The organism is Paraburkholderia sp. CNPSo 3274, from assembly GCF_024206475.1.
Classification (GTDB): Bacteria; Pseudomonadota; Gammaproteobacteria; order Burkholderiales; family Burkholderiaceae; genus Paraburkholderia.
The window spans coordinates 22,616-35,170 of sequence record NZ_JAMBPR010000035.1 but is presented as its reverse complement, the minus strand read 5'-3'; the positions used below and the strand labels follow the sequence as shown (position 1 = coordinate 35,170).

12 protein-coding genes are annotated in these 12,555 nt (G+C 64.2%); 1 reads left to right on the top strand and 11 read right to left on the bottom strand.

Annotated features, from left to right (window positions below):
* Positions 1–81: 81 nt before the first annotated feature.
* The 3 genes from M3I54_RS23470 to M3I54_RS23460 form a co-directional block, all read right to left on the bottom strand.
* Entirely contained in the window at positions 82–1,464 is a 1,383-nt protein-coding gene (locus M3I54_RS23470; protein WP_254340323.1) for an MFS transporter, read from the bottom strand.
* A 65-nt stretch (positions 1,465–1,529) separates the two neighbouring features.
* Positions 1,530–3,194: an AMP-binding protein gene (locus M3I54_RS23465; protein WP_254340321.1), complete on the bottom strand. Its 1,665-nt coding sequence runs from the start codon at positions 3,192–3,194 to the stop codon at positions 1,530–1,532.
* Positions 3,191–4,636, bottom strand: a complete 1,446-nt coding sequence (locus M3I54_RS23460; protein ID WP_254340318.1) for an aldehyde dehydrogenase family protein — start codon at positions 4,634–4,636, stop codon at positions 3,191–3,193. Before M3I54_RS23460 ends, M3I54_RS23465 begins: the two co-directional genes overlap by 4 nt.
* A gap of 217 nt (positions 4,637–4,853) precedes the next feature.
* Here M3I54_RS23460 and M3I54_RS23455 point away from each other — a divergent pair, with 217 nt between their 5' ends.
* The gene (locus tag M3I54_RS23455) at positions 4,854–5,618 is read left to right on the top strand and encodes an IclR family transcriptional regulator (protein WP_254340316.1); all 765 of its coding nucleotides are present in this window, start codon (positions 4,854–4,856) and stop codon (positions 5,616–5,618) included.
* 21 nt (positions 5,619–5,639) lie between these two features.
* Here the strand turns inward: M3I54_RS23455 and M3I54_RS23450 are convergent, their stop codons facing one another.
* From M3I54_RS23450 to M3I54_RS23415, 8 genes are all read right to left on the bottom strand, one after another.
* A complete protein-coding gene (locus M3I54_RS23450; protein WP_254340314.1) occupies positions 5,640–6,536 on the bottom strand; it encodes a LysR substrate-binding domain-containing protein in 897 nt (298 codons plus the stop codon).
* Between the two features lie 32 nt (positions 6,537–6,568).
* The gene (locus M3I54_RS23445; protein WP_254340312.1) at positions 6,569–7,294 is read right to left on the bottom strand and encodes an amino acid ABC transporter ATP-binding protein; all 726 of its coding nucleotides are present in this window, start codon (positions 7,292–7,294) and stop codon (positions 6,569–6,571) included.
* Between the two features lie 39 nt (positions 7,295–7,333).
* Positions 7,334–7,990: an amino acid ABC transporter permease gene (locus tag M3I54_RS23440; RefSeq protein ID WP_254340310.1), complete on the bottom strand. Its 657-nt coding sequence runs from the start codon at positions 7,988–7,990 to the stop codon at positions 7,334–7,336.
* The gene (locus tag M3I54_RS23435) at positions 7,990–8,748 is read right to left on the bottom strand and encodes an amino acid ABC transporter permease (RefSeq protein ID WP_254340308.1); all 759 of its coding nucleotides are present in this window, start codon (positions 8,746–8,748) and stop codon (positions 7,990–7,992) included. Before M3I54_RS23435 ends, M3I54_RS23440 begins: the two co-directional genes overlap by 1 nt.
* 43 nt (positions 8,749–8,791) lie before the next feature.
* Positions 8,792–9,586 (bottom strand): transporter substrate-binding domain-containing protein, encoded by a 795-nt coding sequence (locus M3I54_RS23430; RefSeq protein ID WP_375542198.1) that lies wholly within the window; start codon positions 9,584–9,586, stop codon positions 8,792–8,794.
* 87 nt (positions 9,587–9,673) lie between these two features.
* Entirely contained in the window at positions 9,674–10,747 is a 1,074-nt protein-coding gene (locus M3I54_RS23425; protein WP_254340301.1) for an ABC transporter ATP-binding protein, read from the bottom strand.
* A 41-nt stretch (positions 10,748–10,788) separates the two neighbouring features.
* A complete protein-coding gene (locus tag M3I54_RS23420; protein WP_254340300.1) occupies positions 10,789–11,631 on the bottom strand; it encodes an ABC transporter permease in 843 nt (280 codons plus the stop codon).
* Positions 11,628–12,554, bottom strand: a complete 927-nt coding sequence (locus tag M3I54_RS23415; RefSeq protein WP_302059095.1) for an ABC transporter permease — start codon at positions 12,552–12,554, stop codon at positions 11,628–11,630. The genes M3I54_RS23420 and M3I54_RS23415 overlap by 4 nt, the downstream gene beginning before the upstream one ends.
* Position 12,555 lies beyond the last annotated feature (1 nt).

Here is a 12,555-nt window from a genome sequence, read left to right as displayed (position 1 = left end):
CGTACCTGCGCGGCGGTCCCCCGGATGCCTTTGGGGCCGCCGCATGCATGCCCTGAACAACGCTGTGCGGTCCACACCGGCTCAGCGCCACCAGCGCAGCGGGCGCCGCAGCGTGTGCCGTTCGAGCCGCACCGTCGGCATGCTGTCGAGGAACGCGAAGGCCCCCGCCTCTTCCGGGCCCATGCGCCGCTCGCGTTCCTCGTCGGCCTCGACCGTGCGCGCGGTATCGATGAAGAGCGCTGCGACGATGCCAAGCGCCAGCAAGCCAGCCGAGATCATGAACGGCACGTTATAGCTGCCGGTGTGCTGGATCAGGTAGCCGAACACGACCGGCGACACCATCCCCGCAATGCCGAAGCCGGTGTTCATCATGCCGCCCGCCGTACCCGCGTACTTGCCGGCGATATCGAGCGGCAGCGTCCACAGCACCGGATTCGTGATCTCGAGGAAGAAGAACGAAGCGGAGAGGAAGAGCACCGCGACCATCGGGTTCGCGACGGACACCATGGGCAGCAGGAAAGCGAGCGAGCCGCCCATGCCGGTCACGAGCACCGCACAGCGGGCGAAGCGTAGCCGGCCCGTCCACTTGTAGAGCTTGTCCGAAACCACGCCGCCAAGCGTGTCGCCCACCACGCCTGCGAGCAGCGGCAGCGCCGTGAAGAGCGCGAGCTGCTTGAGGTCGAAGCCGCGCGACTCCTTCAGATACGACGGCAGCCAGGTGAGATAGACCCACAACAGCCAGCCATAGCAGAAGTCGACGAACGTGACGAGCCACATGCGCCGCACGAGCTTGCGCCACGGTGTCGCCGCGCGCTTCGCGCGGTCGCAGTCGCCCTTGCAATAGCCGATCTCGGCGGTCTCTTCGGGCGTGACGCGCCGGTTCTGTTCCGGCGAGTTCGTGAATACGAAGAGATAGAGCACCGTCCATATGAGGCTCGCGATGCCGAGCAAGATGAACGCGTCGCGCCAGCCGCCTGCAACGACCACCGCGAGCACGAGCGGCGGCGTGACGGCGCCGCCCAGGCGCGCGAAGCTGTGCGTGATGCCCTGCGCGAAACCGCGTTCGCCCACCGGCATCCAGTACGTGAAAGCGCGGGTGGCCGTGGGAAACGCCCCACCCTCGCCCACGCCGAGCGCGAAGCGCAGCCCCACGAGCATCGCGACACTGCCGGCAAAGCCCGTGGCGAGCGTCGCCGCGCCCCAGATCGACGAGAGCACGGTGAGCACGAGCTTTGGACCGAACTTGTCCGAAAGCCAGCCGCCGATGATCTGCATGACGGCATAGGGATAGGCGAACGCGGAAAATACCAGGCCGAGCTGCACCGCGCTCAGGCCCATTTCGTGGCGGATCAGCGGTGCCGCGATCGCGATGTTCACGCGGTCGATGTACGAGATGAAATACATCAGGCACATCACCGCGAGAATGATATGGCGCGTCTTGATGCGCTGCGCGTGCTGCTTCATGTCATCGTCTCCTGAGTCTCTCTTTTGTGTCGCCGGGGCGAATGCGCGTTGGTGCGAGGCGCGTGTCAGCCCGAGGGCGTCACGAGCTTCAGCCGTTGGACCTTGCCCGAAGGGCCGCGCGGCAGTTCGCTCACGAAGCGGAACTCTCTCGGTGTCTTGTAGCGGCCCAGCTCGCGCAGACAGTGCTCGCGCAGATCGTCCGGGTCGGGCGCGCCCTGCCAGTGAGCCTCGCGCGGAACCACGAACGCGACGATCTCCTGCCCATAGGCGGGATCGGGCACGCCGACGGCCGCCGCATCGAGCACGCCCGGATGGCGTAGCAGCGCCTCGTCGATCTCGCGCGGCGCGATGTTTTCGCCACCCTTGATGATCAGCTCCTTCGAGCGGCCGTTGATATAGAAGTAGCCCTCGTCGTCGCGATAGCCGAGGTCGCCGGTGCGCAGCCAGCCGTCGGCGGTGAACGCCTTCGCCGTGTCCTCGCGGCGCTTGTAGTAGCCGCGCATGACCTGCGCGCCGCGCAACACGATTTCGCCGCACTCGTTCGGCCCGCATTCGTGGCCGTCACGATCGATCACGCGCGCTTCGCCACCCGATGGCAGGCCGATGCTGCCAATCCGGCGCTGCGATGCGTCGTACGGATTGCTAAAGACCGGCGCGGCGGTCTCGGTCATCCCCATGGTCTCGATGACACCAATGCCGAAGCGCGCCTCGAATGCGCGATGATGGTCGGCGGGCAGCGCAGCAGACGCGCTGCGGCAGAACTTGAGCGCGGAGAGATCGAGCCCGCGCGGTGCGTCGCCGTTGAGGAGATAGGCGACGATGGTCGGCACCACGTTGATCCACGTGCAGCCGTAGCTGGCGGCGTCGCGCCAGAACGTGCGCCCGGAGAAACGCGGCGTCAGCACGACCGAGCCCGCGTGCCAGAGCGGCGCAAGCAAGGTCACGACGAGGCCGTTGATGTGATACAGCGGCAGCGATGCCAGCACGCGGTCATCGTCGGCGAGCCGGTGCTCGAGGCTGATGTTGCGCGCGTTCGCATAAAGGTTTTCGTGGCTGAGCAGCACGCCCTTCGGCGCACCGGTCGTGCCCGAGGTGTACATCAGGAGGGCGATGTCCGCACAGTCGGGCCCGCCAGTGACTTCCGCTGGCGCAGGCTCGAGGCCAGTGAGGAACGACGCCGGCACGGCGCTCGCCACATCGGCGGCCGCCGTTTCGAGCGCGGGCAGCACCGGCAATGCGACGGCATCCGGCTCCGTACGCACGAGCGCGATGTTGCGCGACATGCCCTGCTCGCGCAGCGCGGCGAGCGCCGCCGAAAGCGCGATGCTGGTCTGCGCGCTCGCGAAGATCATCCGCGTATCCGAATGCTCGACGACATAGGCAAGCTGGGACGCCTGGCAAAGCAGGTTCAGCGGATGCGCGATCAGTCCGCTGTACATCGCGCCGAGCAGCAGCGTGGCAGTCTGGATGCCGTTGCCCATCAGGACCGAAACGACGTCGCCCGGCTTCAGGCCGGCGTCGCGAAAACCATGCTCGAGCGCCTGGCAGCGCTCGAGCAGCGCGCCGAAGGTGAGTGTCGCGCCTGTTGTGGCCGAATTGGCAGTCTCCTCGGCACCTTCATTGGCACCTTCATTGGCACCTTCGTCGGGCGCCGCCAGGAGGAAGGGCTTGTCCGGGTACTGGGCGGCGCGTGCTTCGATCAGCGCGCGGATCGTGGCGGGCGCGCTCATTGGCCGAACCTCCGGAAATAGTCGCCGAGCAAGGTGTCGAGCTCGGGAACGTGCTCCGCGATCGGGTACGCCACGCGCGTGATGTTCAGGTACTGGCGAAAGCCGAGATTGTCCGAAAAGTTGTTGCGCCCCCAGGTTCCGCAGCCCATCGAGAGCGAGAACGGCAGGCCGTTGTCGAAGTTGCCGCCCGTCGCGAAGCAATGCGCCTGGTTGACGATCACGCGCGCCACCGGCAGCCTCGAACCCAGCGTCACGGCTTGGTTCGGTTCACCCGTGTGCAGGCCGACCGAGTGACCCGCGCCCATGTACGCGTAAAGGCTGCGCACGATATCCGCCGCATCGTCGAAATCGCGCGCGCGGTAGACCGTGAGCACAGGCGCGAGCTTTTCGCCCGAAAACGGATGGTTCGCCCCGAAGCCGCTTTCCTCGACCATCAGAAACGCGCTCTCGCGCGTCGCCACTTCGTCGAGGCCCGCCGCGCGCGCGATCTGTGCCGCAGATTTTGCGGTGCAACGCGAGGACAGCTTGCCGTCGGTCCACATCGCCGCCTGCAATTGCGCCTTTTGCTGCGCGTCGAGCAGCACGCCACCACAGGTGGCGAGTTCGCGCAGCATCGCGTCGTAGACCGCCTCGTCGATCACGACGCTGTTCTCCGACGAGCAACTCGTCGCGTAGTCGAAGGTCTTCGACGCGGCGATCTTGTGCGCCGCATCGCGAAGGTTCGCCGTGCGCGTGACGATCGAGGCCACGTTGCCGGCCCCCACGCCGAAGGCCGGCGTGCCGCTGGCGTAGGCCATGCGCACATTGGCCTGGGAGCCCGTCGCGACCACGAGGTCGGCCTCGCGCATCAGCGCGGCGGTTGCGGTCTTGTCCACGGGCGCGGGCAGCATCTGCACGAGCGCCGGGTCCAGCCCCGCTTTGGCGAACTGCGTATGGATGAAGCCGATGAGCGCCTCGCACGCGCCATAACCCTTCGGCGAGGGCGCGACGATCACCGCATTGCCGCATTTGAGCGCGTTGATGATCTTGTTGGCCGGCGTCGCGGCCGGATTGGTGGATGGCGTGATCGCCGCGACCACCCCGACCGCGCGTGCGATTTCGACGATGCCCGTGGCCTCGTCTCGCGCAATCACGCCACAGGTCTTTTTCCCATGCAGGTCGCGCAGCAGTCCGAGCGTCTTGCGGTAGTTCTTGCGGAACTTGTCTTCGGCGTTCCCGAGCCCTGTGTCGCGCACAGCCCGCTCGGCAAGCTCGCGGTTTCGGCCGGGCTCCATGATCGCCCACGCGGCCGCCGCCGCAGCGGTATCCAGGGTTGCCTGCCCGGCGAACTCGAAGGCTTGCTGCGCCGCACGCGCTCGCGCCACGAGCGCGGCGACCTGCGGCGCGGGCGCTTCGGGTTTGCCCGCACCGGCGGCATTGGCAACGGTCTCTCTCACATTCATCGGCGCGCTCCGATCAAATAATTGGCTGTACTGCCAATCTATTCATCGGCGCGTGAATGCGAGTCCCGATTCCCGCACAATCGGAGACACACGGCTATGGAGCCGCGGAATATGCGATTTTCGGGACTTTCACCAGTCCCGAAAATCGCACCGGGAGATGCACAATGACGGGAAAGCTAGCGTCAACCGCACAATGCACCCGACGCAGGAGACAAGCGTGTCCACATCGAACCAATCGAATGCGGCGGCAGTCCGCGCGTTCCGTGTGCTGGAAACGCTAGCCCAGGCGGGCCATCCTTTGGCGATGATGGATCTGGTGGAGGCGCTCGGTTTGCCCAAGCAGACGGTGCACCGCATTCTGACCCAGCTCACCGACGCGTGGCTCGTCACACGCGGCGCCAACGACAAGCTGTACGAGTGTTCGGCACGCGTGAGAATGATGGCGGTGAACGTGCTGATGCATGCGGGGCCGGCGGCGGCGCGGCATCTGCTGCTCGAACAGCTCGTCGAAAAGATTGGCGAGACCTGCAATCTCACCATGCTCGCCGGCAACGACGTGGTCTATGTCGACCGCGTGGAGACCGAATGGCCGCTGCGCATGCATCTGCAGCCGGGCTCGCACGTGCCGCTGCACTGCTCGGCAAGCGGCAAGCTGCTCCTGAGCTTTCTGCCCAAGGAACGGCGCGACCGCATGATCGACACGCTGCCGCTGCGCGCGCATTCGGAGCAAACGATCACCGACCGCGAAGCGTTGCGCAAGGAGCTGGCGGTGACACGTCGCCGGCAGCTCGCGATCAATAATCAGGAGCATTTACAGGGCTTGATCGCGATCGCCGTTCCCGTAATGCTGGACCGCAACCGTGCGTGCGCGGCAATCGCCGTCCAGGCGCCGGTCGGACGCGTCGCACTCGACGACCTGCTCGCCTTCGTGCCAGACCTAAGGCGTGCCGCAACGGAAACCGCGAAGACGTTCCGCGAGTAAGCGCGCTCGCCTGCGGTCTTCCTATACAGCCGCCATCGCCGGTTGCTGTTGGCGATTCAGTGCCATCCACTCGCTAAAGAGTTTCATCTTTGGCTGATGCGCCACGCAATCGGGATAGACAAAGTAATAGCGCGCGCCCGTTTCGATCACCTTGTCGAACGGCATCACAAGCCGCCTCGCCACGAGGTCGTCATCGACCAGCGTCCGGTCGCCGATTGCGATGCCGAAGCCTTGCATGGCCGCGTTCGTCGCCAGATCGAGTGTTTCGAAACTCGGACCCATGTTCGCGTCCACCTGGGTCGCGCCGACCTGATCAAGCCACTGTCTCCAGTCACGATGGTCTCGCGTCGGGTGCAGCAGTGTGAAATGCGAGAGATCGTCGAACTGTGCGAGCGGCTTGCTGTTCAGCAGTTCCGGCGCGCATACCGGTGTAATCCGCTCGTCGAAGAGCGGCACCGCGTGAACATCGGCCCCTGGGGACGAACCGTAGATGATCGCAGCATCGAACGGCTCGACCTGGAAGTCAACGTCATGCTGCCAGGTTGCTGTGATCTGCACCAGCAAGTCGGGGTGTTCCCCCTGAAACCGCATGATTCTCGGCAACATCCAGCGCATGATGCAGGTCGGCACCTTCATTGCGAGATCCGTGCGCTGCCGCGTCAAACGCAGCGACATCTCTTCGATGCGCGCGAGACCCTCCTTCACGACGGGCAGCAGCATCTCTCCTTCGGTCGTCAGGGTAAGCCCCTTCTTTCCTCTTATGAAAAGCGGAAACTTGTAGTAGTCCTCCAGCGTGAGGATCTGCCGGCTCACGGCTCCCTGCGTGAGACACAGATGTTCCGCAGCACAGGTGAAACTGCGGTGGCGGGCAACCACCTCAAATACCTGCAATGCGTTGAGTGGAGGAAGGCGTCGCATGGGATCCGCGTGTCCGGTTTGACGGGAGCGTGCTAGTGAAGGATCTTTGAAAGAAAGTCCTTCGCGCGGCTGGACTTCGGCTGTGCAAAGAACGCCTCCTTGAGATCGTCTTCGACAATACACCCCTGGTCCATGAAGATCACGCGATTCGCCACCTTCTTCGCGAAGCCCATCTCATGCGTGACGCACATCATCGTCATGCCTTCCTGAGCGAGTTCGACCATCACGTCCAGCACCTCGTTGATCATCTCCGGATCGAGTGCCGAAGTTGGCTCGTCGAATAGCATCGCTATCGGGTCCATCGACAACGCGCGGGCGATCGCAACACGCTGCTGCTGACCGCCTGAGAGCTGGCCAGGGAACTTGTCCGCATGAGCGCGCAAGCCCACGCGATGCAGCAGCCCCAAGGCCTTTTGGGCGGCCTCGTCCTTTCGCCTGCCGAGCACCTTCATCTGTGCGAGCGTAAGGTTTTCGGTAATCGACATATGCGGGAATAGTTCGAAATGCTGAAAAACCATTCCCACTTTCGAGCGCAGCTTCGACAGATTGGTCTTCTTGTCGCCAACCGACTCGCCGTTGATCCTGATCTCACCGTTCTGAAACGGTTCGAGGCCATTGACCGTCTTGATGAGCGTCGATTTTCCCGAGCCCGACGGGCCGCACACCACGACGACTTCGCCCTTTTTCACTTCCGTCGTGCAGTCAGTGAGCACCTGGAACTGACCGTACCACTTCGATACGTTGCTAATGGTAATCATGTCGAAACCTGCGTCTGAAGAGCGTTGAAGTTCATGTGTTCAGCGGTGGCGGCCGCGCTGGTAACGGCCTTCGAGCACACGCGCATACCACGTGAGCGGAAAGCACATCGCGAAGTACAGCAGTGCGACCATCGCGTAGATCGGGAATGGACGAAACACGGCGTTCGTGATCATGGTTCCGGTCTTGGTCAGCTCGGTCAGGCCGATGATCGAGGTGAGCGCCGTACTCTTCACCACCTGCACGAGAAAGCCGACCGTGGGCGGCACGGCGATCTTCCATGCCTGGGGCCAGACGACGTAACGCAACTGTTGAGGCCATGTCATGCCGAGGCTGGCTGCGGCGCTCCACTGCCCTCGCGGCACGGCTTCGACGCACCCGCGCCAGATGTCAGCCAGGTAGGCACTCGTGTAGAGGATAAGCGTCACCGTTGCGGCCAGCCACGGCGAAACTTCGATTCCCACGAGGGGCAGCCCGAAGAACGCGAGAAAGAGTTGCATCAGCAGTGGCGTGCCTTGAAACAGCTCGACGTACAGCACAGCGATGCGACGCAGCCAGGCCACTGGCGAAACTCGCATCGCCAGCAGCACGAGGCCCGCGATGCCGCCTCCAACGAATGCGCAAAGCGAGAGCAAAACGGTCCAGCGCGCGGCGAGCAGCAGGTTGCGCGCGATATCCCAGAGAGTGAACTCGACCATTACGAACGCTCCTTCGAAAGGCGGGATGCAGCCATGCGGGCGTGACCGGAAAACCGCGAGCGCAGAGAGGTGCGTGAGGCACCAGCGCCGCGTGCGGTGCGTCCGGCGAAGAGACCCTTGCCAAGCCGGTTGATGAGCAGCCGCAGCACGATCGACAGCAGCAGATAGATCACAGTGACGATCACGTAGCTCTCGAACGAGCGGAAGTTGCGCGACTGGATGAAGTTGGCTGCATAGGTCAGGTCGGGCACGGAAATCTGCGAGACTACGGCCGAGCCGAGCATCACGATCAGCACCTGGCCCAGCAGCGCCGGGAAGACGTTGGCGAGCGCCTGGGGCAGCACGACATGGCGGAAAACCTGCCGCCCCTGCAAGCCGAGTGCCATTGCCGCCTGGCGCTGGCCGCGAGGGATCGAATCGATGCCGGCGCGCACGATCTCGGTCGAGTAGGCACCCAGATTGACGGTCATTGCCAATACCGCCGCCTGCATCTCGTTGATCTGCACGCCGAGGCCCGGCAGCCCGAAAAACACGAAGAAGAGCTGCACGAGAAAAGGCGTGTTGCGGATCAGCTCGACGTAGGACGCAACCAGCGCGCGCACCCACCTCGGGCCCGCGACGGCAAGGCTCGCGCCAGCAATGCCGAGCATGCCGCCCAGCACGGTCGAGACCGCCGTCAGGCCTAGCGTCACTTCCACGCCGCGCGCGAGCATGCCCGCGTAAAGACCGAAGTCACTAAAGTCGAATGTGTAAGTCATCGCTGCGCCGTCTATCGTTCAGGTAAGCGGGGGCCGGAGCGCATCAGAGACTGGCCGGCAGCGGGGCGCGCAGCCACTTGAGCGAGATGGCGTTCATCGAGCCGTCCTTTTTTGCGGCCGCGATGGCGTCGTCGACCTTCTGCTTCAGGCGCGGCTCGTTCTTGTTCAGGCCAACGTGATCTGGAGAACTGAACAACGAGAACTTCTGCTCGGGATCGTTGGCGGGATGACGGGCCATAATGGTCGCGCCGACATCGTTGCCAACCACGAGCAGTTGGGCCTGGCCGGACAGGAATGCGGAAATCGCGCCGTTCGGATCGTCGAAGCGCTTGATGACCGCGGAGGGTGGCGCCACCTTGGACACGCTCAGATCTTCGAGTGTGCCGCGCGCAACGGCGACCGTCTTGCCAGCCAGATCGCCCGCATTCTTCACTGGCAGCGATTTCGGACCGAATACAGCGAGATAGTACGGCGCATACGGCTGCGAGAAGTCGATGACCTTCGCGCGCTCAGGCGTCTGGCCAACCGAGAGCAGCATGTCCGCCTTATGATCCGCCAGATAGGCCATGCGGTTGTCGCCGGTCACCTGCACGAGTTCGACCTTCGCGTTCAGGGCCTTCCCGATCAGATTGGCCACGTCGATGTCGTAGCCCTGTGGCTTCATGTCAGGCCCGATCGACCCAAACGGCGGATAGTCCTCAAATACGCCGACACGCACGACGCCCGATTTCGCAATCGTGTCGAGGGCGTCCGCATGTGCGAGCGGTGCGAACGCGCTGAGGGCAGCCGTGCCGGCAAGCGCGAAGGCTGCGATGGTGCGAGCCGCCAGGCGCTGCATGGGGCTCGTGGTGAAGTGAGTGGTGTTCATGACGGGTGTCTCCTTCCAACTGCTTCTCTTGGGGGTAAAAAGGTTCATTGCGGGGTTTCAATGCCCGGTGTGCGCCGGAATCAGCCTCCACGCGTGTGCTGGCATCTCGGCGAGCACTGGCCGCCCCACTTCGAGGTCCGGCGTCTCGCGGGGCGTGGTGGCGGCGGTGAGCGTGAAGCCGTCGCAATCGATCGTCGCTTCGATCTGCGCGCCCACGTCGCGGACAAACGTCACCTTGCCGGCAACGACGTTCGGGCCGGGATTCGCAGTCGCGGGCCGTACACACACGTCCTCCGGGCGAATGAGCAGGCGGATGTCGCCCGCCCGCTCAGGCGTGCGCATCGCAGCATTGACGGCGATCCGCTGGCCGCCCGGCAGCGCGATACCAGCGTCGGCTTCGAGCGTCACTGGCAAAATGTTGCCGAGGCCGATAAAGTCCGCCACGAACTCATTCACGGGATCGCGGTAAATGTCGAGCGGCCTGCCGACCTGGGCGATGCGCCCTTTCTGCATCACCACGATCTCGTCCGCCATCGTCATCGCTTCGCGCTGGTCATGCGTGACCATGATCGTCGTGATGCCAAGCCGCTGTTGCAGCAGGCGAATTTCGACCTGCATCGCTTCACGCAGCTTCGCGTCAAGCGCCGAGAGGGGCTCGTCAAGCAGCAACAGTTTCGGCGACGAGGCAATCGCACGTGCAATTGCCACGCGTTGGCGTTGCCCGCCGGAAAGCTGTGTAACTGGCCGGTTCGCCATGTGCGGAAGCTGGATCAGTTCGAGCAGATCGGCCACGCGCTTCGCTTGTGCGCTCTTGTCGACGCCGCGCAAGCGCAGCGGATAGGCGACATTCTCCGCAACGCTCATATGCGGGAACAGCGCGAGCGATTGAAACACCATGCCGAAGTCTCGCCGGTTCGCCGGCACATGCGTGAGGTCGCGGCCCGCGAACATCACCGATCCGGAAGTCGGCGTTTCCAGGCCCGCGATGATACGCAGCAGGGTCGTCTTGCCGCAGCCGGAAGGTCCGAGAAAACACACCAGCTTCCCGTCCGGAACGTTGAGATCAACATGGTCGAGCGCGAACGCGTTGTGAAAGCGCTTGGTGATGCCCTGCAAAGACAGATGGGTCATGAGAGTTCCTTTGTGCCCGGGGACCACGTACGGAGCAGCGATCAGAGCGCCACGCCTTCGTCGCCGACGAGCTTTTCGAGCAGCCAGATCAGGGCAAAGTCGATCAGCCCGATGAAGACCGCGAACGAAAACACAGTGGGGTCGAGCGACGAAACGGTGCGGCTGTAGAGCCAGACAGGCAGCGTCATCGTGTTGATGCCATAGAGGAAGAACGTCACCGTGAATTCGTTAAACGAAATGATGAACGCGAACAGCATGCCGGCGAGAATGCCGGGGCGCATGAGCGGCAGCACGACGTCAACGAGCGCACGCCGCGGACTCGCGCCCATCACGCAGGCTGCTTCCTCGAACTCCGGTCCGATCGACGCAACCGATGCCGCGCAGTTCTTCACCGTGAACGGCAGAGCAAGAATGACGTGTGCAATGACGAGCCGCCCCATGCCCAGTTCCACCGGCAGGACATTGAAGACGAGCAGCAGCGAAAGCCCCAGCATCACGAGCGGATAAACCAGCGGCAGCGCGACCAGTTGCTCGATCACGGCCTTGCCGCGAAAGCGATAGCGCGAGAGCGCATAAGCAGCGGGCACGGAGACGGCGGTGGCGATGAACATCGTTGAAACCGCTACGACGAGGCTCGTCGTAAGCGCGGTGCCCATGGACAGCACGTCGCTCGCATCGGGCGACACGAAGGTGTGCCATGCGGCCCGATACCAGTGAAAGCCGAAGCTCTGCGGCGGAAATTCGAGCGTGTCGGAATTGCCGAACGACATCGTGATCATCGTCAGAATCGGCAGCGCGGCGAGAACGAGCACGATCGTCGCGAACAATCCCGTCACGCGACTGAGGCGGCCGGGCATCGTCAGGGGGATACGCAAGGCATTCATGAGCGGGACTCCGCGTGGCGTTGCAGGTTGCGCACCAGCCGTTGCGAGATGGCCATCACCGCAAGCGTCGCAGCCATCAGGACCACACCCGAGGCGGACGCGGCGGGCCAGTTCAGCAACGGCGCCACCTGATCGTGCACCAGCACGGCGAGCATCGGCACCCGGCGTCCGCCCAGCAGCAATGGCACCGCGAACGCGCTCGCGTTATAGGCGAACACGAGCAACGCGCCTGAGACGATGCCAGGCATCGCCAACGGCAGCATCACGTGGCGCAGCGTCTGCCAGCGGCTTGCGCCGAGGGTAGCCGCCGCTTCCTCGTAAGAGCGCGACACCGCGCGCATCGCGCTCGATATGGGAAGCACGGCGAGCGGAAAGGCCGTTTGAATCAGTCCGAGCAGCACGCCGTTCTCGCGATACAGCCACAACACCGGACGCTCGATCAGGCCGGTGGCCATCAGCGTGTGATTGACGAGGCCCGCGGGCCCCAGTATCACGAGCCACCCATAGCCCTGCAGCAGCAGGTTGACCAGCAGCGGCAGGAGCACGCCGGCAAGCAGGAGGCGCCGCGCGGTGCGCGACTGCGTACGCGCCATCGCGAGTGCCACTGGAATCGCCAGCACGACGGCGACGATCATGCTCTGGAAGGCAAGCCGCAAGGTCAGCCAGAGCGAGCGCAGGAAGTAAGCGTCTCCGAGGTCGACGTAATTCTGGAGCGTGAAGGCATGCCACTCGTTGCCTGGGGTTCCGAAGCTCATCCGCAGCACGGCGAGCGCCGCCGCGATCAGCACGACAAGAAACGCGAGGATCGGCGCGAGCAGCAGCAACGGCGGGACGCGCGGCAGCGCCGTTGCTGTATTGTGCTGGGCCGTTGATTCCCCGGCAGAAGCCGGCGCGCCCGCGCGGCGAGAAGAGAGTGCTGACATG

What these genes read in the sequence shown, in the direction of transcription:
- M3I54_RS23460 (WP_254340318.1), bottom strand. Translation starts at nt 4,636, where the DNA reads ATGAATGTGAGAGAGACCGTTGCCAATGCCGCCGGTGCGGGCAAACCC.
- M3I54_RS23430 (WP_375542198.1), bottom strand. Translation starts at nt 9,586, where the DNA reads ATGCAGCGCCTGGCGGCTCGCACCATCGCAGCCTTCGCGCTTGCCGGC.
- M3I54_RS23440 (WP_254340310.1), bottom strand. Translation starts at nt 7,990, where the DNA reads ATGGTCGAGTTCACTCTCTGGGATATCGCGCGCAACCTGCTGCTCGCC.
- M3I54_RS23470 (WP_254340323.1), bottom strand. Translation starts at nt 1,464, where the DNA reads ATGAAGCAGCACGCGCAGCGCATCAAGACGCGCCATATCATTCTCGCG.
- M3I54_RS23445 (WP_254340312.1), bottom strand. Translation starts at nt 7,294, where the DNA reads ATGATTACCATTAGCAACGTATCGAAGTGGTACGGTCAGTTCCAGGTG.
- M3I54_RS23425 (WP_254340301.1), bottom strand. Translation starts at nt 10,747, where the DNA reads ATGACCCATCTGTCTTTGCAGGGCATCACCAAGCGCTTTCACAACGCG.
- M3I54_RS23415 (WP_302059095.1), bottom strand. Translation starts at nt 12,554, where the DNA reads ATGTCAGCACTCTCTTCTCGCCGCGCGGGCGCGCCGGCTTCTGCCGGG.
- M3I54_RS23435 (WP_254340308.1), bottom strand. Translation starts at nt 8,748, where the DNA reads ATGACTTACACATTCGACTTTAGTGACTTCGGTCTTTACGCGGGCATG.
- M3I54_RS23420 (WP_254340300.1), bottom strand. Translation starts at nt 11,631, where the DNA reads ATGAATGCCTTGCGTATCCCCCTGACGATGCCCGGCCGCCTCAGTCGC.
- M3I54_RS23465 (WP_254340321.1), bottom strand. Translation starts at nt 3,194, where the DNA reads ATGAGCGCGCCCGCCACGATCCGCGCGCTGATCGAAGCACGCGCCGCC.
- M3I54_RS23450 (WP_254340314.1), bottom strand. Translation starts at nt 6,536, where the DNA reads ATGCGACGCCTTCCTCCACTCAACGCATTGCAGGTATTTGAGGTGGTT.